The organism is Massilia sp. MP_M2 (assembly GCF_039123635.1).
In the GTDB taxonomy this organism is placed as follows: Bacteria; Pseudomonadota; Gammaproteobacteria; order Burkholderiales; family Burkholderiaceae_D; genus Telluria.
In genome coordinates this window covers 20,709-43,795 of record NZ_JBCHJF010000011.1, presented here as the reverse complement: position 1 = coordinate 43,795, position 23,087 = coordinate 20,709, and the positions used below count along the sequence as shown (strand labels likewise).

The following is a 23,087-nucleotide window of genomic DNA, read 5'->3' as shown; positions in this document are numbered from 1 at the left end:
CGTGCGATCGGCTCATGCCATAGCGAAAAAGTGTGGGTTCATCGTTTGGGCAGCGCACGATTGGCGTGCGTCGCCTGTTGTACAGCCGGCGAAAACTCGCTACGCTTTGCATGAACCTGCATGTGCTCCAGGCCGCGTTCCTGCACCTTCCGCGCGCACGGTCCGCGCAGGTCAAAATCCGATTTTCTGTTGTTAAATCAGACACTTGTTGCAGCTTCATTATGTCGTGCAACAGGACTTTGACTTCGGAAACTATTAGGCACATAATAAATTTCAGTGACGCAAAACGACGCTCTCCACACTGCAGTCTGTTCGATATGTTCGGATCGACAACAAGCAATCGCACGCGCACCTTCCATGACGCCGACCACACTGGCGCCGCACGTGACGAACGAACAAGGAGTACGCCGAAATAACCGGGGCCCCGGGCAGCGCCATGCGCTGTTGTGACAGTGATTCGTTGTTGGCACATTAAAGGAACTTCAATGAGCATCTTTGAAAACTACACGGCCCGCTATGAGCGTACTCGGGAAGAGGAATACTCGATGTCCGAGTTCCTGCAGATGTGCAAGCGTGACCCCCTGACGTATGCCAGCGCACCTGAACGCATGCTCGCCGCCATCGGCGAACCCACGCTGGTCGATACCCGTCTCGATTCGCGCATGTCGCGCATCTTCGCCAACAAGGTCATCAAGATCTATCCGGCGTTTCGCGAGTTTTATGGCATGGAAGAAGTGATCGAACAGGTCGTTTCGTATTTCCGCCACGCGGCGCAAGGCCTGGAAGAACGCAAGCAGATCCTGTATTTACTGGGCCCGGTGGGTGGCGGCAAGTCGTCGATTGCCGAGAAACTCAAGAGCCTGATGGAGCTGGTACCCTTTTATGCGATCAAGGGTTCGCCCGTCAACGAGTCGCCGCTGGGCTTGTTCAGCGAAGACGAAGACGGCAAGATTCTCGAAGAAGATTACGGCATCCCCCGCCGGTATCTGCGCGCGGTGCCGAGTCCCTGGGCTGTCAAGCGCCTGCACGAATTTGGCGGCGACATCAACAAGTTCCGCGTCGTGCGGCGCTACCCGTCGATCCTCAAGCAGGTCGCCATTTCCAAGACCGAGCCGGGCGACGAAAACAACCAGGATATCTCGTCCCTCGTCGGCAAGGTGGATATCCGCAAGCTCGAGGATTTTTCGCAGGACGATCCGGATGCCTACAGCTATTCGGGCGGCCTGTGCCTGGCCAATCAGGGCCTGATGGAATTCGTCGAGATGTTCAAGGCGCCGATCAAGGTGCTGCACCCGCTGCTCACGGCCACGCAGGAAGGCAATTACAAAGGCACCGAAGGCTTTGGCGCGATCCCGTTCGACGGCATCGTGCTGGCCCACTCGAACGAATCTGAATGGAAGACCTTCCGCAACAACCGCAATAACGAGGCATTCCTCGACCGCATCTATATCGTCAAGGTGCCGTACTGCCTGCGGGTGTCGGATGAAGTGAAAATCTACGACAAGCTGCTGCGCAATTCGTCACTCGACAAGGCGCCCTGCGCGCCTGGCACGCTGCGCATGATGTCGCAGTTCGCTGTGCTCTCGCGCCTGAAGGATCCCGACAATTCCAGCATCTATTCCAAGATGCTGGTGTATGACGGCGACAACCTGAAAGATACCGACCCGAAAGCCAAGTCGCTGCACGAATATGTCGATTACGCGGGCGTGGACGAAGGCATGAACGGCTTGTCGACCCGCTTTGCTTTCAAGATCCTGTCGAAGGTATTTAATTTCGACAATACCGAAGTGGCGGCCAACCCGGTCCACCTGCTGTACGTGCTCGAACAGCAGATCGAGCGCGAGCAATTCCCGCCCGAGACCGAGCAGCGCTATCTGTCGTATATCAAGGAACACCTGGCGCAGCGCTACGTCGACTTCATCGGCAAAGAGATTCAGACGGCCTACCTGGAAAGCTATTCCGAGTATGGGCAGAACATCTTCGACCGCTACGTCACGTTCGCCGACTTCTGGATCCAGGACCAGGAATTTCGCGATCCCGATACCGGCGAGAGTTTTGATCGCGAGTCGCTCAATGCCGAACTGGAAAAGATCGAAAAGCCGGCAGGGATTTCGAATCCGAAGGATTTCCGCAACGAGATCGTCAACTTCAGTCTGCGTGCGCGTGCCACCAATGCTGGGAAGAATCCCGCCTGGACCAGTTATGAAAAGTTCCGCAGTGTGATCGAGAAAAAAATGTTCTCGAATACCGAGGAACTCCTGCCGGTGATTTCATTCAATGCCAAGGCGAATACCGACGATGCGAACAAGCACGCCGATTTCGTGGCGCGCATGGTCGAGAAAGGCTACACGCCGAAGCAGGTGCGGTTGCTGTGCGAATGGTATCTGCGCGTGCGCAAATCTTCGTGAGCAACCGCGCGTAAGCAACCGCGTTGCCGACTGACCGCAGGCCGCCGGTCGGCAACGTCCCACGCTGTGCGTGCGTCGCACGTGCGTTCGCGTAGCGTATTAAGATAGGGGCGCTGCTGGTTGACTGGCAGCGCTACAGCGCCAACCAGCGTGTCCAAAACGCCAGATCCGCGCTTACATTGAGCAGGAGGCCTGTTTTGACTCACCTCATCGACCGTCGCTTGCAGGGCAAGAACAAGTCTGCGGTCAACCGCGAACGCTTCCTGCGCCGCTACAAGGCGCAGATCAAGGATGCCGTCGGCCGCGCTATCAAGGGCCGCTCGATCACCGACATCGAAAACGGCGAAAAGGTCACCATTCCCGTCAAGGATGTGAACGAACCGCATTTCGGCCATGCCCATGGCGGCGTATGGGAAACGGTCAACCCCGGCAATACCGAATATCAAAAAGGTGACCAGTTCACCCGTCCGCGCGGCGGTGGCGCTGGCGCCGGCCGCGGCCGCGCTGGCAACAGTGACCAGACCGTCGAGGATGATTTCATTTTTGAATTGTCGCGCGAAGAATTCATGAATTATTTCTTTGAAGACCTCGAGCTGCCAAATATGGTCAAGACACAGTTGACCCAGACCATTGAATACAAGAATCAGCGCGCTGGTTACAACGTCTCGGGCACGCCCTCGAATATCCACGTGCTGCGCTCGCTGCGCGGCGCGTTGGGCCGGCGCATCGCCGTGGGCGGTCCGGCGCGGCGCCAGTTGGCCGAAGCCCAACAACAATTGCAGGCCTTGTTCGACGAAGGCGCACCGGGCGACGACCAGGGCGTCATCGAACTGAGGGACCACATTCATCACCTGCGCATCCGGCTCAATGCGATTCCGTTCATCGACCCGTTCGACCTGCGCTACGCCAATCGGATCAAGGTTCCCAAGCCAAGCACACAGGCAGTGATGTTTTGCATCATGGACGTGTCGGGATCGATGGACGAAACACGCAAGGACACGGCCAAGCGCTTCTTCATCCTGCTCTACCTGTTCCTGAAACGCGTGTACGAGAAAATCGATGTGGTCTTCATCCGCCACCACACGGCTGCGGCCGAGGTCGACGAGAACGAGTTCTTCCATTCGCGCGAATCGGGCGGCACCGTCGTCTCGTCCGCCCTGCACCTGCTGCAAAAAGTCATCACCGAACGCTATGGCAGCGCCGACTGGAACGCGTACGTAGCGCAAGCCTCCGACGGCGATAACTGGGACAACGATTCGGTGCTGTGCAAGCAGATCCTGTCCAATGCGATCATGCCGCGCGTCCAGTACTACACCTATGTCGAAATCACGGACGGCCCGCCACAGAACCTGTGGGAACAATACTGCGACGTCGCCAGCCAGCACCGTAACTTTGCGATGCAAAAGATCGTGACCCCGGCCGATATCTATCCCGTGTTCCGGGAATTGTTTAAAAAGCAGGCCAAGTAGCCGCGCGAACAGCCGAACCAGACAACAGCAGCGAGGTGCACCATGCCAAGATATCCGGACAACCCGCGCGCCCTGCCCGAACAGTCGGAATGGACTTTCGACCTGATCGAGCAGGCGCACGAAGAAATCAAACGCGTGGCCCAACGCTACGGGCTCGACACCTACCCGAACCAGCTCGAGATCATCACCGCCGAGCAAATGATGGATGCCTACACCTCGGTCGGGATGCCCGTGTCATACAACCACTGGTCTTTCGGCAAGCATTTCCTGAGCACCGAGAAAAGCTACCGCCGTGGCCAGATGGGCCTGGCCTATGAGATCGTCATCAATTCCAATCCCTGCATCGCTTACCTGATGGAAGAGAACAGCCTGACGATGCAGGCCCTGGTGATTGCCCACGCTGCCTATGGCCACAATTCCTTCTTCAAGGGCAATTACCTGTTTAGAAGCTGGACCGACGCTGACGCCATCGTCGACTATATGGTGTTCGCCAAGAACTACATCGCCGAATGCGAGCAGCGGCATGGCATCGATGCGGTGGAAGAATTGCTCGATTCATGCCACGCCCTACAAAACCATGGCGTGGACCGCTACAAGCGCCCGGCCAAGCTGTCGGTGGCGCAAGAGGCGGCGCGCACCAAAGAGCGCGAAGACTATGCGCAGTCGCAGGTCAACGCCATCTGGCGCACGCTACCGCTGCGCGAAGAGCAGGTGCAGAGCAGCGCGCCCGTGCGCTTTCCGCCCGAGCCCGAAGAAAACCTGCTGTACTTCATCGAAAAATATGCGCCCCTGCTGGAGCCGTGGCAGCGCGAGCTGGTGCGCATCACGCGCAAGATCTCGCAATACTTTTATCCGCAGCGCCAGACCCAGGTCATGAATGAAGGCTGGGCCACGTTCTGGCACTACACGATTTTGCAGGACCTGTACCAGGAAGGCATCGTTGGCGACGGCTTCATGCTCGAATTCTTGCAGAGCCATACCAATGTCGTCTATCAACCACCGGCCAACAGCCCCTATTACAGCGGCATCAACCCGTATGCGCTTGGCTTCGCGATGATGAGCGATATTCGCCGCATCTGCGAACACCCGACCGATGAAGACCGCACCTGGTTCCCTGACATCGCCGGAAGCGACTGGCGCAAGACGCTGGACTTTGCAATGCGCAATTTCAAGGACGAAAGTTTCATTGCGCAATACCTGTCACCAAAGCTGATCCGCGAGTTTCACTTCTTCGCCGTACTCGACGACGACCGCAGCGATAAATTGTCGATCTCGGCCATCCACGACGACGCCGGATACCGCCATGTGCGCCACAAGCTGGCCGAACAATACAACTTGGGCAGCCGCGAGCCGAACATTCAGGTGTGGCAAGTCAATACGCGCGACGACCGGGCGCTGACGCTGCGCCATACGCAGTACAACCGGCGCCCGCTCAACCAGCAGGCCCAGGAGGTACTCAAATACGTTTCCCGCCTGTGGGGCTTCGACGTGCGCCTTGAAACAGCCGATCTCGACGGCCACGTCATCAGCTTCATCGAATGTCGCCGCGAAAAGCGCACGCGCTGACAGCGATCTTGGTGGGTAGACGAATGGTGGACGGCGATGTCGTCCACCATGCGGCGCGCCTGTCCGTTCCTTGCACCCGCTAACACTAGGTGCATTGACCGTCAATTTTCTTGCGGCTTGAGTCGTCCACGGCGCCTGCCGCCCCTCCTTCCAGAGCTCTTCACCTGCAAATGCCAGGCGTGCGTAGCAATACGTACGTGCCCGCGTTCTCTTGGTATCGCCAATTTCGGCATTTCATGGTATGTTGCCGTCATCACATGTTGGCGCTGTCACATCTACGTCATGGCAATATGGTGGTGAAGCACCTAGCAAAACTAAGTAATATAGTTTGGCGAAGCAGGTGTGGGGGCTCGCAGCTGTCACTCCTGTCAAGTTGAACCCTTTTTGGGCGCACGGTTGAGTTATCTCAATGGTGACAAGTCATATAACTTTTATCTATAACTTGTAACGGCAGGCATCTGTTCCAGATGATTCCTTGGCCGACGCACCGCGCGGCGAATGGTGATAGTTTGCAGAAAACCCGTCGCCCAGTCATAGAAAATTTGCCGGACAGCACAATTAACGATAATTATTCGGAAAAACCAGCCTGAGCATTGATGTTCCATGTGACGAGGAGAATCCATAGATAAAACGAACCATTTTCCGGACCTCCAGACCCCGCCGTGTAGCCCATCCATCCTTGTATAGATGAGCTGGTTTGCCTGCTTTTACAAGCAGTTAGCGGTCCTTTCGCTGCCGTAAAAATGTATGTGCAAAAAAGAAATCGTAGGTATAATTCCTCGAATGTCCCGGATGCGGCTCTAGGTTTCCGTCGTATTTAGTGGGTTTGGTAGCAACAAAAAAGAGTTGGCATTGGAGAAATATGGCATGAATTTTTCGAACGAAAAGCAACCCGGGAAAAATTTCACAGGATTCATCGTTGTGCTCATCTTCCACATCCTTGTGGGTTGGGCACTCGTTGCTGGCCTGGGTACCCGGATCGTCAGCACGGTGACCGAAGCTGTGGAGACCAAGCTGATTGAAGAAGTGGCTCCACCGCCACCACCGGAAACCCCGCCACCGCCGCCACCGCCGGAAATGAAGGCGCCACCGCCTCCATTCATCCCGCCGGTCGAAGTGCAGGTGCAGCAGCCACCACCGCCGCAGAACGTGATCGCCGCCGCGACGTCGACGCCGCCACCGACCACGTCGCTGGCACCGCCTGCACCACCGGCACCATCTGCGCCGCCAGCACCACCGGCACCGCGTGGCGTCAGCCGTAGCGAGGCAGTAGCAGACTTTAATACTTGCGCACGTCCGGAATATCCGCGTTCGTCGCAACGAAATGAAGAAACGGGTACCACGACCCTGCAATTCCTGATTGGTGTCGATGGTCGCGTGTTGGAAGCCAAGCTGGCGAAGTCAAGTGGCTTCCGAGACTTGGACCGGGCCGCGCAATCGGCTCTGAGCAAATGCCGATTCAAGCCAGCCATGGTCGATGGCAAGCCGGAACAGGCGTGGACAGCGGTGCAGTACGTCTGGACGCTGGAATAAAACCGGGACAAAGCACCGTCTCAAACTTTGATTGTCGTTGTCGTAAGTTCAGCGAACTGTCTATTTAAATATTTTGGAGGAAGCATGTTTAAGAATACCCGTTTGTCCGCTTTCCTGGCGGCTGTCCTGTTGTCGGTAACCGCAGCATCGGCGCTGGTGTCGGCACCAGCCTTCGCTCAAGCAACCCCGGCAACGGACGCAGCTGCTCCAGCGGCGACCGATGCAGCTGCACCAGCTGTTGATCCGGCTGCTGCTCCTGCTGTTGACGCTGCTGCTACCGCCGATGCCGGCGCGCCAGCTGCTGCGCCAGGCACCGAAAAAACCGAAGAAGTCTACAACCCGTACGGCCTGCAGGCCATGTGGGAACACGGCGACTTCGTCAACAAGGGCACCCTGATCATCCTGTCGCTGATGTCGATCGGTTCGTGGTACATCATCATCACCAAGCTGATCGATCAGCAAAAAGTGATGAACCAGGCTAAAGACATGAAGGCCAAGTTCTGGAAAGCACCGTCGATCGTTGCTGGTTCGGCTCAGCTGAAAGAAGGTTCGCCATTCCGCTTCATCGCTGAAACCGGCACCAAGGCTACCCAGCACCACGACGGCGCCCTGCTCGAGCAGATCGACCTGTCGACCTGGGTTACGATGCAGATCCAGCGCGCTGTTGACCGTGTTCAGTCGCGTCTGCAAGATGGCCTGTCGTTCCTGGCAACCGTTGGTTCGACCTCGCCGTTCATCGGTCTGTTCGGTACCGTCTGGGGCATCTACAACGCACTGACCGCCATCGGCATGTCGGGTAACGCATCGATCGACAAGGTTGCAGGTCCAGTCGGTGAAGCACTGATCATGACCGCCTTCGGTCTGTTCGTTGCAGTTCCTGCCGTGCTGGGTTACAACTGGCTGGTCCGTCGTAACAAGACCGTGCTGGAAGATGTCCGCTCGTTCTCGGCTGACGTGCACTCGGTGCTGATCTCGGGCGCAATGTCGACCTCGAACGCAGCAACCAGCGCCAAAAAGATTGGATAAATTATGTCGATGAGTGTCGGATCCGATAACGGAGAAGATGAGCTGAATTCAGAGATCAACACGACGCCACTCGTTGACATCATGTTGGTTCTGCTGATCATCTTCCTGATCACGAGTCCGGTGGTTCTTAAACTGCAGACGGTTGCACTGCCTGCAGAAGAGAACCAGGTCACACTGACCAAGCCGGAAGACGTTAACATCACCGTCAATAAAGACGGCGAAATGTACTATAACCAGCTGCACCTCGCGAATACGGACGAGCTGTTCAAGTTCCTCGCGGAGCAGTCGGTGAAAGTGCCGCAACCGGCAGTGAAAGTTCGTGGTGACCAGGAAGCCCGCTACGAAGCGATCGGTCGGGTCATTTACACGGCACAACGTGCTGGGGTGCAGAAGGTTGGTTTCGTGATCGAGCCACCGGGCTGATAGCCCTGCACGCGGCGCCAGGCTCATCGAGTCGGGCGCCGCGCCCTTCTCCCAACATTTGAAAAGGAAACACCATGAGTATGAGCGTAGGTTCGAGCTCCGCTAAGGATGCTGATCCGGAACCGATGATGGAAATGAACATGACGCCGTTGATCGACGTCCTGCTCGTTCTGATCATTATGCTGATCATCACGATTCCGAAGCAGAACCACTCGGTCAATCTGAACATGCCAACGGGTACCCCGCCACCGCTGACGGATGTCAAGCCGGTCGTGGTCACCATCGACGTGGACTTTGACGGCACCATCCTCTGGGATGGCGAAGTGATTCCGGATCGTGCAGCCCTCGAAGCAAAGATGAATGCAGTCGCAGCGATGGCTGACCAGCCTGAAGTGCACCTGCGTCCAAATAAGCTGGTAGAGTATAAGGTTGTAGCTGGCGTGATGGCATCTGCCCAGCGCATCGGCGTCACCAAAATCGGCATGGTCGGTAACGAGCAATTCCAGTAATCGTTCCATGTTTTGACCAACACGGCAGGGCTACCCCCTGCCGTGTCCATTTTGAAATAAGGATTTTTCAGATGATCAAGTTCCGTCTCGCTCACCTCAGTATCGCGATGGCCGCACTCGGCTTCGTTGCCGCCACGCCGGTGATCGGCCTGTCCTCCGCTGTCGCTGCAGAAGCACTGCGCGCGGAGATCGGCAAACCACTGCAGCAAGCCCAGGCCCAAATGAAACAGGGCAAGCACAAGGATGCACTGGCGACCCTGCGTGGACTGGACAAAGTGGGCAACAAGACCGCCAACGAGACCTACACGATCGAGCGCGTTCGCGCTGCGGCAGCCTCGTCGGCCGGTGACTTTGACACCGCCGCCAAATCGTTTGAAGCACTGCTCGATTCGGGCAAGCTGAACGCCACCGAGCGTTCGCAGTTTTCAGAAGGCCTGGTCGGCATCTATATGCGCGCCGGCGATCTGAATAAAGCCAACAGCACGATCCAGTCCCTGCTCAAGCAGAAAGACGATCCGAAGCTGCGCGCTTACCTGCTGCAAAACTACTACAAGCAAGGCAACACTGCCGCGCTCGAGCAAGAACTGCGCACCATCGAAAAAAGCGGCCGCCTGAGCGAAGATCAGCTCGGCATGCTGGCCAATATCCAGCTCAAGAAAAACGATACGGCCGGCTATGTCCGCACCATCGAAAAGCTGGCGGCAAGCTATCCGAAAGCCCAGTACTGGACCGACCTGCTCAACCGTGTGCAGCGTCAGCCAGGTTACTCGCAGCGTCTGAACATCGACGTCTACCGTCTCAAGCTGGCCAACAACCTGCTCAAGAAGCCAAGCGAGTTCATGGAAATGGCCCAGCTGGTGCTGCAGGCGAAAGCCCCGGCTGAAGCGCTCAAGATTATTGACCGCGGCTACAAGGCCGGCGCACTGGGCACCGGTACCGATGCCGCGCGTCACCAGCGCCTGAAGGAACTGGCCGAGAAAAACCTGGCCGAGCAAAACAAGAACTTTGCTGCGCTCGAAGCCGAGTACGCCGCCGCCAAGGACGGGGACCAGATGGTTGGCCTGGGTTACGCGCTGGTGCAGGCTGGCCAGGCCGACAAGGGCCTGAAGATGATGGAAGCGGCGATCAAGGCCGGCGGCCTGCGCAACGCTGAAGAAGCCAAGCTGCGCATGGGCGAAGCCTACGCCGTGGCAGGCAAGAAGTCGCAAGCCATCGCTGCCTTCAAGACCGTTGGCGGCAAGGACGGCACGGCCGAACTGGCCCGTTACTGGATCCTGGCAGTCAACCACCCACTGTCGTAAGCGCACGTTGCAATCGGCTGACTGCCTCGCCTGGCTTTAACGGCGTTGAGTTGGCAGGTAGGGTGGACGGCATAGCCGTCCACCCTACGTTGCAATTGACCAGAACGCCGCCCTCGGGCGGCGTTTTTATTTGGCCAGCGTCCGAATGCCGTGGCATGCACCGTCAGTGGCCATCCATTCCTTCCATGCAACGTCGGTTTGCCGCGCAGTTCCCGTATAATCAGGCTTTTGGCGCCGCATACCGACAGCATGGCGCGCAACCGGAACCAGACTTGATGAAGGTATTTCGCGGACTTCCCAACGACAGGGCGCGCGCACCGTGCGCGCTCACGATCGGCAATTTCGACGGCGTCCACCGGGGCCACCAGGCCCTGCTGGCGCAAGTGCGGGGCGCAGCCGACCGGCTCGGCCTGGACGCGGCCGTGATGACGTTCGAGCCCCACCCCCGCGAGTATTTTGCCCATAAACTGGGTGACCCGTCCAAGGCCCCGGCCCGCGTGGCCAATCTGCGCGACAAGCTCGAAGACCTGGACCAGGCCGGCATCGACCGCGTCATCGTCGAACATTTCAATGAACAGTTTGCCGCCATGTCGCCGCAGGATTTCGTCCAGCGCGTGCTGGTCGATGGCCTGCACGTCAAGTGGCTGATGGTCGGCGACGATTTCTGCTTCGGCGCGCGTCGCGCCGGCAATATTGCCATGCTGACCGAGGCCGGCCGCAAACATGGATTCGAAGTCCACACGCTGGGCACCGTGATGCAGGGCACCGAACGCATCTCGTCATCGGCCGTGCGCGCGGCGCTGGCCGGGGGCGACTTTTGCGCCACCAGCAAATTGCTCGGCCATCCCTACGCGATGTCGGGCCATGTGATCCATGGCGCCAAGCTCGGCCGCACGCTGGGCTTTCCGACCCTGAACCTGCGTGTCACGCACCGCCCTGCCCTGTCCGGCATCTTCGTCGTGCAGGTGCACGGCTTGGCCGAGCATCCGCTGCCTGCCGTGGCCAGCCTGGGCGTGCGCCCCACCGTCGAAGACGCCGGGCGCACCTTGCTCGAAGTGCATGTGTTCGACTATGCCGGCCAGTGTTACGGCAAGCTGGTGCGCGTGGAATTTCTGGCCAAGCTGCGCGACGAAGAAAAATACGCCGACCTGGCCACGCTCACGGCCGCGATCGACAACGACGCGCTGCAGGCGCGCGCGTTCTTCGACCGGCGTAACGGCGCCCTGAACGCGACCGACCGAATTTGAGTGCGCTTCCCGGCCAGTCGATGATTGGCAGGAAGCGCCTCCCCCAGTTTGCCAGACCCAATTCGACGCGGCGCACGGCGCCGTGCACACGAACACCCAACAAAAGAACCTTATGTCCGATACCAAACAGCACAACCCTGCCAAGGGCGCCAAGAAGCCTGAGAGCAAATACCCGGTCAATATGACCGATACCCCGTTCCCGATGCGCGGCGACCTCGCCAAGCGCGAACCAGGCTGGGTCAAGCAATGGCAAGACAAGAAAATCTACGAGCGCGTACGCAAGGCGGCCAAGGGCCGCCCAACCTTCATCCTGCACGACGGGCCGCCGTACGCGAATGGCGATATCCACCTGGGCCACGCCGTCAACAAGATCCTGAAAGACATGGTGTTGAAGTCGCGCACGATCGCCGGCTTCGACGCGCCATACGTGCCGGGCTGGGATTGCCACGGCATGCCGATCGAGATCCAGATCGAAAAACTGTACGGCAAGAACCTGCCGACAGCCGAGGTGCTGCAGAAGGCCCGCGCCTACGCGCTCGAGCAGATCGACCGCCAGCGCGCCGGCTTCATCCGCCTGGGCGTGCTCGGCGAATGGGACAACCCGTACATGACCATGGCCTACAGCAATGAAGCCGACGAGCTGCGCGCGCTCGGCACGCTGCTCGAAAAAGGCTATGTCTACCGTGGCCTCAAGCCCGTGAACTGGTGCTTCGACTGCGGTTCGGCGCTGGCCGAAGCCGAAGTCGAATACCAGGACAAGCGCGACCCGGCGATCGACGTCGGCTTCCCATTTGCCGAGCCGGAAAAAATCGCCGCTGCCTTTGGCCTGGACCAGCTCCCGGCAGGCGACGGCTTCATCGTCATCTGGACCACGACGCCATGGACCATCCCGTCGAACCAGGCGCTCAACGCCGGTCCGGAAGTGCAATATTCGCTGGTGCAGACCGAACGTGACGGCAAGCCGCTGCTCTTGATCCTGGGTTCCGAGCTGGTCGAGTCGTGCCTGACGCGCTACAAGCTCGAAGGCACCGTGATCGCCACCACCGTCGGCGAAGCGCTGGCCGGCATCAACTTCAAGCACCCGCTGCATGCGCAGGACGCGTTCTATGACCGTCTCTCGCCGCTGTACCTGGCTGATTACGTCACGGTCGACAGCGGTACCGGCGTCGTGCACTCCGCGCCTGCCTACGGTCTGGAAGACTTCGTGTCGTGCAAGGCGCATGGCATGCAGGACGACGACATCCTCAAGCCGGTCATGGGCGACGGCCGTTTTGTCTCGACGCTGCCGCTGTTCGGCGGCCTGACGATCTGGGAAGCGAGCAAACCAATCTGCGCCGCGCTGACCGAGGCCGGCGCGCTGTTCGAACTGAAGATGTTCGACCACAGCTACATGCACTGCTGGCGCCATAAAACGCCGATCGTCTACCGCGCCACCAGCCAGTGGTTCGCCGGCATGGACCTCACGCCAAAAGACGGCGGCCCGACCCTGCGCCAGAGCGCGCTGGCCGGCATCGCCAAGACCCAGTTCTTCCCGGACTGGGGCCAGGCGCGCCTGCACGGCATGATCGAGAACCGCCCGGACTGGACGCTGTCGCGTCAGCGCCAGTGGGGCGTGCCGATGGCCTTCTTCATCCATAAAGAGACCGGCACGCTGCACCCGCGTACGCCGGAGCTGCTCGAGCAAGTGGCCAAGCTGTTCGAAGCCGGCGGCATCGATGCCTGGCACACGCTCGACCCGGTCACGCTGCTGGGCGAGGACGCCGCCATCTACGAAAAGAACAAGGACACGCTGGACGTCTGGTTCGATTCGGGCTCGACCCACCAGACCGTGCTGCGCGGCTCGCACAAGGAACAACTGGGCTTCCCGGCCGACCTGTACCTAGAAGGCTCGGACCAGCACCGCGGCTGGTTCCACTCGTCGCTGCTGACGTCGTCGATGCTCAACGGCGAGCCACCGTACAAAGCGCTGCTGACGCACGGCTTCACCGTCGACGAGCATGGCAAGAAGATGTCGAAGTCGCTCGGCAACACGATGGCGCCGCAGAAAATCTCCGACACGCTCGGCGCCGACATCCTGCGCCTGTGGGTGGCCTCGACCGATTACACGGGCGAGCTCTCGATCGGCGAAGAGATCCTGAAGCGTGTGACCGAATCGTACCGCCGCATCCGCAACACGCTGCGCTTCCTGCTGGCCAACACGTCGGACTTCAACCCGGTCCAGCACGCGGTGCCGATGGGCGAGCTGCTCGAGATCGACCGCTATGCGATCGCCTCGATGGCCCAGTTGCAGAAGGACGTGGCAGCGCACTTCGAGCGCTACGAATTCCACCCGGTCGTCTCGCGCCTGCAGAACTACTGCTCGGAAGACCTGGGCGGCTTCTACCTGGACATCCTGAAGGACCGCCTGTACACGACCGGCATCGATTCTGCCTCCCGCCGCTCGGCGCAGACCGCGCTGTGGCACATCGCGCATGCGCTGCTGCGCCTGATGTCGCCGGTGCTGTCGTTCACGGCCGAAGAAGCATGGGCCGTGTTTGCGGACCAGGAAACGTTCAACGCCAGCGACGAGACCATCTTCACGCAAACCCTGTGGACGTTCCCTGAGCTGCCGGATGGCGACGCGCTGCTGGCCAAGTACGCCTTGCTGCGCCAGGTGCGCCTGGACGTGACGAAGCAACTGGAAGAAGTACGCACCTCTGGCGCGATCGGTTCATCGCTGCAAGCCGAACTGGCCATCAAAGCGTCGGGCGAGAAGTACCGCGCGCTGGCCAGCCTGGACGACGACCTGAAGTTCGTCTTCATCACGTCGCAGGCGAGCGTCACGGAAGTGGCGGGCGAGGCTGACGAAGCCGTGGCCGTCGTGCCGTCGGACGCCGAGAAGTGCGAGCGCTGCTGGCACTATCGCCGCGACGTCGGCCACGATGCAGCGCATCCAACGCTGTGCGGCCGCTGCGCGAGCAATCTGTTCGGCGCCGGCGAAACGCGCCGCTTCGCATAAGTTCCGAGACCAGACACCATGGCAACCAAAAAGAAACCTGCGCCTTCGGGCGCCACCCTGATCAAGCGCAGCACGAACAAGAGCGTCGGCGCCAGCATGTTCCCGTGGATCGGACTGTCCCTGATCATCGTCCTGCTCGACCAGGTCACCAAGCTCACCGTCGAACGCACCTTTGCCTACGCCGAGACGGTGCCGATCACGAGCTTCTTCAACCTGATCAAGGTCTACAACCCGGGGGCGGCGTTCAGCTTCCTGGGTGACGCGAGCGGCTGGCAGCGCTGGCTGTTCCTGGGTATCGCCATTGGCGCCGTGGTGTTCTGCCTGGTCATGATGAGCAAGAACGCGACGCAGCGCCTGTTCTGCTTCGCGCTCGCCTTGATCATGGCCGGCGCGATCGGCAACGGCATCGACCGCGTCGTGCACGGCCACGTGATCGACTTCCTCGATTTCTACTGGACCGGCATTGGGCACTTCCCGGCCTTCAATATTGCCGACATCGGCATCTCGGTCGGCGCCGTGCTGTTCGTGCTGGATGAATTCCGGCGCGTAAACAAGTCGTGACCGGGATAGAAGAATGAGCATGGACCTCGAAGGCAAGCGCATCGTCCTGGGCCTCACCGGCGGCGTGGCCTGCTACAAGGCCGCCGAACTGTGTCGCGCCCTGGTCAAGCACGGCGCCAGCGTGCAGGTGGTAATGACCGAGGCGGCAACGCAGTTCATCGGCGCCGTCACCATGCAGGCGCTGTCGGGCAACCCGGTCTACCTGGACCAGTGGGATGCGCGCATGGCCAACAACATGGCCCACATTGACCTGACCCGCGGCGCCGATGCGATCCTGATCGCGCCCTGCTCGGCTGACTTCATCCGCAAACTCGTGCACGGCGCCGCCGACGACCTGCTCTCGCTGCTGTGCGTGGCGCGCCCGCGTCACGTGCCGCTGCACGTGGCGCCCGCGATGAACGTCGAGATGTGGGACAACCCGGCCACGCAGCGCAACGTGGCGCAGCTGCGCGCCGACGGGATTTGCCTGTTCGGTCCCGGCCGCGGCGCGCAAGCCTGTGGCGAAACGGGCCTGGGGCGCATGCTCGAAGCGGACGAACTGGTCGACGAACTGATCGCCTCGTTCCAGCACAAGGTGCTGGCGGGCCGGCGCGTGATGATTACGGCGGGGCCGACGTTCGAGCCGATCGATCCGGTGCGCGGCATCACCAATCTGTCGTCCGGCAAGATGGGTTACGCCATCGCGCGCGCCGCGCGGGAAGCCGGCGCCGATGTCACGCTGGTCTCCGGGCCGGTATCGCTGCCCACGCCGCACGGCGTGCGCCGCATCGACGTGCTCACCGCGCAGCAGATGCACGACGCCGTGATGGCCGGTGTCCCGGGCCAGCACGTGTTCATCGGCGTGGCCGCGGTGGCCGACTGGCGCGTGGTCAATGCCAGCGACCAGAAACTCAAGAAGACGCCTGATGGCGCCCCGCCGGCGCTGGAATTCGCACAGAACGCGGACATCCTGGCCTCGGTCGCGGCCACCGTGTCGCTGTCGGGCTGGCCGTATTGCGTGGGCTTTGCCGCCGAATCCGAGCAGCTCGAAGCCTACGGCGCGGCGAAGCGCGAGAAGAAGGGCATTCCGCTTTTGGTTGGTAATATCGGGCCGCAGACGTTCGGGCAGGACGACAACACGATCATCCTGTTCGATGAACACGGCCACGTGCTGCTCGAGCGCGCCGACAAGCTCACGCTGGCGCGCCAGCTGGTGTCCGAGATCGGCAAGCGCCTCGAACAACGCTCCCTGCTTACCTGACCTGCTTACCTGCTTACCTGATTACCTGATTACCCAAGAATTTGTCATGAAACATATCGACCTCAAAATCCTCGACCCACGCATGCAGGACCTGCTACCGGCCTACGGCACACCGGGCAGCGCAGGCCTGGACCTGCGCGCCTGCCTGGATGCGCCGTTGACCATCGCGCCGGGAGAAACCGTGCTGGTGCCAACCGGTCTGGCGATCCACATCGGCGATCCGGGTTACGCCGCGATGATCCTGCCGCGCAGTGGCCTGGGCCACAAGAGCGGCATCGTTCTGGGCAATCTGGTAGGCTTGATCGACTCGGATTACCAGGGCCAGCTGATGGTCTCTACCTGGAATCGCAGCAGCACCGCCTTCGTATTGCAGCCAATGGACCGGCTCGCGCAGCTGATCATCGTGCCGGTACTGCAAGTGGCGTTCAACGTGGTGACCGACTTCGCGTCAAGCGACCGTGGCGTCGGTGGCTTCGGCAGCACCGGCAAACAATAACCATCCATGAGGAGCACCCTGATGCGCATCCAGCGCCTGCATCGACTCACTTCCCCGGCCTTCGTCGTCGCCACCGCAGCGCTGCTCGCTGCCTGCAGCACGCCGGGGCCAATGCAATCGTCGACCGGGCCGGGCGCCGTGCCGGTCGAACAGGTGCCGGGCAAGCCCGAGGTCACGCCGCAGATGGCTGCCGCGGGCGAGGTGCTCCAGCGCATGGCCACGCAGCACGACCGCCTGTACCGCGTCGCCGCGCCGCTCCTGATCGACAACGCCGCGCTGTGCACCAAGCATGCGCGCAACCTGCTGGGCTTCACCGCCAAAAACCGCTACACGTATCCCGGCCAGTACAACGAGGCGGCATGGGTGGTGCTGGGCATGGACGAGCGCCTGCAGGTCACCAATGTGCTCAATGGCAGCGGCGCGGCCAAGGCTGGCCTGCGCCAGGGAGATCGCCTGCTGGCGGCGGCCGGCACGCCGCTGCCAGCAGGCCCGAATGCGCTGAGCAAGGCCGGCGCCGTGTTCGGCCCGATCATGGCCAAGCAGGCCAGCCTGCCGCTGTCGATCGAGCGTGGCGGCAAGCCGCGCGACCTCACCATTCCTGTCACGCGCGCCTGCGCCTTCGCCATCGAGCTGGGCAACGCCGACAACATCAACGCGTACGCCGACGGCAGCCGCGTGATGGTCACGCGCGGCATGCTGGGCTTCGCGCAGGACGACGACGAACTGGCCTACGTGGTGGCGCGCACGATGGCGCACAATATGCTGGGCCACGCGGCAACCCAGCGCAATGCAGCCACCATCGGCAGCATCATCGACAACCTGACCGCGATCACGCCCGACACCTCGATGCTGATCGGCAGCGGCGGCATCAAGGCGATGCCCGCGGCCGACGACGTGGCGGCCGACCGCCTGGCGATCTACCTGCTGGCACGCGCCGGCTACCGCTACGAGGGTGCCTCAAGCTTCTGGAAGCGCCTGGCGGCGGCCTACCCGGCCAAGATCCTCAATGGCTACACGGCGAATCATCCGGCCACGCCAATGCGCGTAGCCGCCATCGACAAGACCGTGGTGGAAGTCAAGGCCAAGCAAAGCGCGAAAAAACCGCTGGTGCCTTGAGCGCTGGTCTGCGCGCCGACACGTGCGGCGCTTTTTTTGTATGATTGTCCATCTTATTCACCCGCCCCGGCGACACGAACACCATGGACAGCATCGACCTCGACGTACTGAAAACCTGCGCCGCCTGGCTTGACGGCGGCCAGCGCTGCCAGCTGGTCACGGTCATCAAGACCTGGGGTTCCAGCCCGCGCCCGGTAGGCGCCACGCTGGCCATCTGCGAAGACGGCCAGGTGGTCGGCTCGGTCTCCGGTGGCTGCATCGAGGACGATCTGATCGCCCGCGTGCGCGACAACGGCATCGAAATCACCCTCCCCGAGATCATCAGCTACGGCATCAGCGCCGACGAAGCGCACCGCTTCGGCCTGCCCTGCGGCGGCACCATCGAGCTGGCCATCGAACCGCTGTCGGTCGACAGCGGCATCAAGGCGCTGCTGGCGCGTCTTGGCCAGGGCGAACTGGTCGAGCGCAGCGTGCAGCTGGCCACGGGCGCCGTCACGCTCGCCACGGCCGAGGCCACGGCCATCCAGCGCGTCGAGGACGGCGTGCTGCACACGCTGCACGGCCCGCGCTGGCGCCTGTACATCATCGGCGCCGGTCCGCTGTCGCGCTTCTTGGCGCAAATCGCCGCCGGCATGGATTACCGCGTCACCGTGTGCGACCCGCGCGAAGAATACCGCAGCGGCTTTCACATTCCCGGCGTGACGCTGGTGCACGCGATGCCCGACGATCTGGTGATCGATGCGAAGCTCGATGCGCGCAGCGCCGTCGTGGCGCTCACGCACGACCCGAAGCTCGATGACCTGGCGCTGATGGAAGCGCTCAAGTCCGAGGCCTTCTACGTCGGCGCGATCGGCTCGCGCGCCAACAACGCCAAGCGGCGCGAACGTCTCAAGCTGTTCGACCTGACTGACGTCGAACTCGCGCGCCTGCATGGCCCGATCGGCCTTTACATCGGCAGCAAGACGCCGGCCGAAATCGCGGTCTCGATCATGGCCGAAATGACGGCCGTGAAGAACGCGGTGCCACAGACCTTGCTCATGCCGCACGCGGCTGCACTGACGCTCGCCAGCGCGGCCTGATATCGATGGCAAGAAGCGGCTGGCACATTGATGCCTGCCCTGCCACAATGGTCAACTTAACAACTGGCCATTTTTTCGACCTGATGAACACCGCGAACATGCTGCGCCTCGTTGCGCTCGCCGCCATCTGGGGCGGCTCTTTCCTCTTCATGCGCATCGCCGCGCCGGTGCTCGGCCCGGCCGTGCTGATCGAATACCGGCTCGCGCTGGCGGCCGTGTTCCTGGCGCTGGTGAGCTGGGTGCTGCATCTGCGCGGGCGCGGCGCGCCGCTGAACGTGCGGCGCCATTGGAAGCATTACCTGATTCTGGGCCTCTTCAACTCCGCCCTGCCCTTTCTGCTGTTCGCGTTTGCCGCGCGTACGCTGTCGGCGTCTGTGCTGGCGGTGCTCAACGCCACCGCGCCGATGTGGGGCGCGCTGGTCGGCGCCGTGTGGGCGCGCCAGCAAGTCACGCGGCGCAGCGCTCTTGGCCTGCTGCTGGGCACCGCGGGCGTGGCGCTGCTGGTCGGCTTTGATCACGTGGCCGAACGGCCCGGCGCGGGCCTGGCCGTGGCCGCCGCATTGATCGCCGCCTTCAGCTACAGCGTCGCCAGCCAGTATACGAAGTCGGCCGCCGCCAGCAAGGGCGGCGTGGCGCCGTTCGCCAATGCGCACGGCTCGATGTGGGCCTCGGCCCTGCTGGTGCTGCCGCTCGTCGCGTTCTTCCCGGCGCCGGGCGAGCCGACCATTGGCATCATGGGCGCCGTGGTGACACTGGGCGTGGTCTGCAGCGGCATCGCCTACATTGTGTATTTCAAGCTGATCGAAGACGTGGGCGCCACGTCGGCGCTGACGGTCACGTTCCTCAGCCCCGTGTTCGGCATCCTGTGGGGCGCGCTGTTTTTGCATGAGGTCATCGGCTGGCACACGATCCTTGGCTCCGCGATCGTCCTGTTGGGCACGGCGCTGGTCACCGGGTTCAAGCCCGCCTGGCGGCGCGTGCCGGTGTCGACGGGCATTTGATGACGCCGATGACCGACACGCACGTGATTGCGCTGCCGCCCGGCTACCGCGTCGCCGACGCGCTGGCGTTCCACGGCCGCGATCCCGAACGCGTGGCCGAACAGATCGACGCCGATGGCTTGCGCAAGGGCGTGCTGTTCGGTGGCGTGCCAACGCTGTTCGACATCCGGTTCGGGGCCGGTGCCGCGCACTGCCGCGTGACGTTCGACGGGCCGGCTACACAGGATGTGCAGGCACGGACGCGCGAGGCGCTGCTGAATGTGCTGGGCCTGCGGATCGACCCGGCTGCATTCGGCGCCCTCGTCCAGGACGATCCCTGGCTAGGGCCAGTGGTGGCGCGCCAGCCAGGCCTGCGCATCGTGCAGTCGGCCACGATCTTCGAAGCGCTGACCTGGGCCATCATCGGCCAGCAGATCAACCTGACCTTTGCCATTGCCCTGCGCCGCACGCTGATTCAACTGGCGGGCCGCGCGCATGCATCTGGCTTGCGGTGCTATCCGGAGGCCCCCGACGTAGCCCGGCTCGACATCGGCGAACTCACGAGCCGCAAATTCTCGAACGCCAAGGCCGAGACGATCCTGCGCGTGGCGCGGATGGTGGTCGATGGCAGCCTGGTGCTCGAGCGGGGCACTGGCGTGGAAGACATTTCTTGCCCTGCGAGCGCCGACGTCAGCGAAACACTATTGGCCATCAAGGGCATCGGCCCCTGGACCGTCAACTACGTGCTGCTGCGCGGCTATGGCTATCCCGATTGCTCGCTGCACGGCGACGTCGCGGTGCGCGCCGCGCTGCACACGTTGTCGGGCAGCGCAGCCCGGCCAACGGTACGGGAAGCCGAGCAGATGCTGGCACGCTACGCGCCACACCGCACGATGGCGGCGGCGTACCTGTGGGCGAGCCTGGCCGACACGCCATCGGCGGACGAGCCCGCGTAGTTTTTAGTTTCTAGTTCCAGCGCGGCAGCCCATCGTACTGCTGCGCGCCTTCGCCCGAAAACCGGATCAACGCCGCCAGCGGCGCGATGGCCAGGTTATCGCACCCGTACTTTCCGCCCAGGGCACTGGGAATCCTGAGGCAGTAGGTGCGCCCGTCGGTGAGCGGCCCCAGCGCGGCTTCGGCCAGGCACACTGCCTCGGGCATATACCAGTCGTTGAGAAAATCCTGGTTGTACGACAGCGCGTCGAGCGCGGCGCGGTTGCTGGCGAGCGGCTCGCAACAGAGCTCGTGCGGACGCAGGCACCAGAACCGGTCGTCCTCGTCGCGAATGATGAGATTGCCGAAGGCATTGGCGCCGAGCACTTCGACTGCGCTCATGCCCACCCAGCCCCAGGATTGATTGATGTCGTCTACATTGATCATGGTGCGCCCCTGACTTGTCGTCCGTTGCGGGTTGGACCGGGCACGGCCCCCTGCATTGCAGGGGCGGCACGCGGGGTTGATCTGCATCGAGGCGGTTACAGCGGAGCAAGAGGTACACAAGACGGGGCCAGAAAAACGAAAAGCCGCTGATTCTTTCGAATCAACGGCCTCTAATCTTGGTTGCGGGGACAGGATTTGAACCTGTGACCTTCGGGTTATGAGCCCGACGAGCTGCCAGACTGCTCCACCCCGCGTCTGTGAAATGAATTATACGCGCCCCTGGGTCATTAAGCAAATCTAATCCTCCTTGCATCCCCTATTGAAGAAACTTATCACTCGCTTGAGCGCGCGACCATCAGCCGCAAACACCCCCTGCCCCTGCCGACGCCGCATTCGGTGTACAGTATTGTCACGACCAACCTGCCCTATCCACCATGAAATTCTGCTCCGAGTGCGCCCACCCTGTCGTGCTGGCCATTCCCGAAGGCGACAACCGGCCGCGCTACGTGTGCACGCACTGCGCCACGGTCCACTACCAGAACCCGAAGCTGGTCGTCGGTTCGATTCCCGTATGGGAGCGCGATGGCGAACTCCAGATTTTGCTCTGCAAACGCGCCATCGAGCCGCGCTACGGCTACTGGACGCTGCCGGCCGGGTTCATGGAAAACGAAGAGACCACCGAACAGGCGGCGCAGCGCGAAACCGAAGAAGAAGCCGGCGCCAATATCGAACTTGGCCCGCTGTTTTCGTTGCTCAACGTTGCCCATGTGCACCAGGTTCACCTGTTTTATCTCGCGCGCCTGCGCGACCTCGACTATGCGGCCGGCATCGAAAGCCTCGATGTGCAATTGTTCACCGAAGCGACCATTCCCTGGGACGACCTGGCCTTCCCCACGATCCGCACGACGCTGGAACTGTTCTTTGCCGACCGGATCAAAGTGCGCGAGGGTGGCGACTTCGGCTTTCACAGCGTGGCCGTGAACCGCCCGATGATGGCCCCAGGCGAACCGTACTGACATGATTCCCTGGCTCGAGATCGACACGCCGTTTCCCGACGTGTCGAAGGCATTGACGGTTGAAGCGCCGGGCCTGCTTGCCGCCGGCGCCGACCTGTCGCCGGCGCGCTTGCTGCAGGCCTACCGCAAGGGCATCTTCCCGTGGTTTTCCGAAGGCCAGCCGATCCTGTGGTGGAGCACCGATCCGCGCATGGTGCTGTACACCGACCAGTTCAAGGTTAGCAATAGCCTGGCGAAAACGCTGCGCAAGATCGAGCGCAGCCGCCTGGACGGCGGGCGCTGGGACGTGCGCTTCGACAGCGCGTTCGACGACGTGATGCGCGCCTGTGCTGCGCCGCGGCGCGACGGGCCAGGCACCTGGATTTCGGACGAGATCATCGCCGGCTATACGGGCCTGCACGCGCTGGGCTATGCGCATTCGGCCGAAGTCTGGCTCGATGGCGAACTGGTAGGCGGCGCGTACGGCGTCTGCATCGGGCACATGTTCTATGGCGAATCGATGTTCGCGCGGGTGTCCGATGCGTCCAAGGTCGCGCTGGCGTATCTGGTTGCGTTCCTGCAACGCCATGGCGTCGACATGGTCGACTGCCAGCAAGAAACCGGGCATCTGGCGTCGCTCGGGGCTGCGCCGATCCCGCGCAGCCGCTTTCTCGAACACGTCCACCGCGTGACCGCCAGGCCGGGCATCGGGTCATGGACGGTGGTGTCACCGTTGCCTGACTAACGGAATCGCGGCCTG

General features: G+C 61.7%; 20 protein-coding genes and 1 tRNA gene. 19 read left to right on the top strand and 2 right to left on the bottom strand.

Translation table 11 applies throughout. From position 1 onward, the window contains the following. Positions 1-485 precede the first annotated feature (485 nt). From RCH14_RS20370 to RCH14_RS20290, 17 genes are all read left to right on the top strand, one after another. Positions 486-2,408, top strand: a complete 1,923-nt coding sequence (locus RCH14_RS20370) for a PrkA family serine protein kinase (RefSeq protein ID WP_343027916.1) — start codon at positions 486-488, stop codon at positions 2,406-2,408. Positions 2,409-2,605: 197 nt separating this feature from the next. Continuing rightward, complete coding sequence (locus RCH14_RS20365; protein ID WP_343027915.1) at positions 2,606-3,877, top strand: YeaH/YhbH family protein; 1,272 nt, start codon at positions 2,606-2,608, stop codon at positions 3,875-3,877. A gap of 42 nt (positions 3,878-3,919) precedes the next feature. Beyond that, on the top strand, positions 3,920-5,443 hold the full coding sequence (locus RCH14_RS20360; RefSeq protein ID WP_343027914.1) for a SpoVR family protein: 1,524 nt from the start codon (positions 3,920-3,922) through the stop codon (positions 5,441-5,443). A gap of 867 nt (positions 5,444-6,310) precedes the next feature. Continuing rightward, positions 6,311-6,976 carry an energy transducer TonB gene (locus RCH14_RS20355; protein ID WP_343027913.1) on the top strand — a complete coding sequence of 222 codons (666 nt, stop codon included), beginning with the start codon at positions 6,311-6,313 and terminating at the stop codon, positions 6,974-6,976. Positions 6,977-7,060: 84 nt separating this feature from the next. Beyond that, positions 7,061-8,002 (top strand): MotA/TolQ/ExbB proton channel family protein, encoded by a 942-nt coding sequence (locus RCH14_RS20350; RefSeq protein ID WP_343027912.1) that lies wholly within the window; start codon positions 7,061-7,063, stop codon positions 8,000-8,002. A 3-nt stretch (positions 8,003-8,005) separates the two neighbouring features. Next, on the top strand, positions 8,006-8,425 hold the full coding sequence (locus tag RCH14_RS20345; RefSeq protein ID WP_343027911.1) for a biopolymer transporter ExbD: 420 nt from the start codon (positions 8,006-8,008) through the stop codon (positions 8,423-8,425). A gap of 74 nt (positions 8,426-8,499) precedes the next feature. Beyond that, complete coding sequence (locus RCH14_RS20340; RefSeq protein ID WP_258835395.1) at positions 8,500-8,934, top strand: biopolymer transporter ExbD; 435 nt, start codon at positions 8,500-8,502, stop codon at positions 8,932-8,934. A gap of 71 nt (positions 8,935-9,005) precedes the next feature. Next, a complete protein-coding gene (locus RCH14_RS20335; RefSeq protein WP_343027910.1) occupies positions 9,006-10,235 on the top strand; it encodes a hypothetical protein in 1,230 nt (409 codons plus the stop codon). Positions 10,236-10,510: 275 nt separating this feature from the next. Then, positions 10,511-11,482: a bifunctional riboflavin kinase/FAD synthetase gene (locus RCH14_RS20330; RefSeq protein ID WP_343027909.1), complete on the top strand. Its 972-nt coding sequence runs from the start codon at positions 10,511-10,513 to the stop codon at positions 11,480-11,482. Between the two features lie 112 nt (positions 11,483-11,594). After that, complete coding sequence (ileS, locus tag RCH14_RS20325) at positions 11,595-14,480, top strand: isoleucine--tRNA ligase (RefSeq protein ID WP_343027908.1); 2,886 nt, start codon at positions 11,595-11,597, stop codon at positions 14,478-14,480. Between the two features lie 18 nt (positions 14,481-14,498). Continuing rightward, positions 14,499-15,041 (top strand): signal peptidase II, encoded by a 543-nt coding sequence (gene lspA / locus RCH14_RS20320; protein WP_343027907.1) that lies wholly within the window; start codon positions 14,499-14,501, stop codon positions 15,039-15,041. 19 nt (positions 15,042-15,060) lie between these two features. After that, positions 15,061-16,281 (top strand): bifunctional phosphopantothenoylcysteine decarboxylase/phosphopantothenate--cysteine ligase CoaBC, encoded by a 1,221-nt coding sequence (coaBC, locus tag RCH14_RS20315; RefSeq protein WP_343028057.1) that lies wholly within the window; start codon positions 15,061-15,063, stop codon positions 16,279-16,281. A 46-nt stretch (positions 16,282-16,327) separates the two neighbouring features. Beyond that, on the top strand, positions 16,328-16,777 hold the full coding sequence (gene dut / locus RCH14_RS20310; RefSeq protein WP_258835399.1) for a dUTP diphosphatase: 450 nt from the start codon (positions 16,328-16,330) through the stop codon (positions 16,775-16,777). Between the two features lie 21 nt (positions 16,778-16,798). Further along, positions 16,799-17,893, top strand: a complete 1,095-nt coding sequence (locus tag RCH14_RS20305; protein ID WP_343027906.1) for a M48 family metallopeptidase — start codon at positions 16,799-16,801, stop codon at positions 17,891-17,893. Positions 17,894-17,976: 83 nt separating this feature from the next. Next, positions 17,977-18,972, top strand: coding sequence for an XdhC family protein (locus RCH14_RS20300; protein ID WP_343027905.1), 996 nt, complete (start codon positions 17,977-17,979; stop codon positions 18,970-18,972). Between the two features lie 83 nt (positions 18,973-19,055). Further along, on the top strand, positions 19,056-19,973 hold the full coding sequence (locus tag RCH14_RS20295) for a DMT family transporter (RefSeq protein ID WP_343027904.1): 918 nt from the start codon (positions 19,056-19,058) through the stop codon (positions 19,971-19,973). A gap of 8 nt (positions 19,974-19,981) precedes the next feature. Further along, a complete protein-coding gene (locus RCH14_RS20290) occupies positions 19,982-20,908 on the top strand; it encodes a DNA-3-methyladenine glycosylase 2 (protein ID WP_343028056.1) in 927 nt (308 codons plus the stop codon). Between the two features lie 10 nt (positions 20,909-20,918). Here the strand turns inward: RCH14_RS20290 and RCH14_RS20285 are convergent, their stop codons facing one another. Next, positions 20,919-21,332, bottom strand: coding sequence for a T6SS immunity protein Tdi1 domain-containing protein (locus RCH14_RS20285; protein WP_343027903.1), 414 nt, complete (start codon positions 21,330-21,332; stop codon positions 20,919-20,921). 177 nt (positions 21,333-21,509) lie between these two features. Then, positions 21,510-21,586 (bottom strand) — tRNA-Met (locus RCH14_RS20280). 180 nt (positions 21,587-21,766) lie between these two features. Between RCH14_RS20280 and RCH14_RS20275 the strand changes: the two genes are divergently transcribed. Both RCH14_RS20275 and aat read left to right on the top strand, forming a co-directional pair. Next, the gene (locus RCH14_RS20275) at positions 21,767-22,348 is read left to right on the top strand and encodes an NUDIX hydrolase (RefSeq protein ID WP_343027902.1); all 582 of its coding nucleotides are present in this window, start codon (positions 21,767-21,769) and stop codon (positions 22,346-22,348) included. 1 nt (position 22,349) lies between these two features. Further along, positions 22,350-23,072, top strand: coding sequence for a leucyl/phenylalanyl-tRNA--protein transferase (gene aat, locus RCH14_RS20270; RefSeq protein WP_343027901.1), 723 nt, complete (start codon positions 22,350-22,352; stop codon positions 23,070-23,072). Positions 23,073-23,087: the final 15 nt, after the last annotated feature.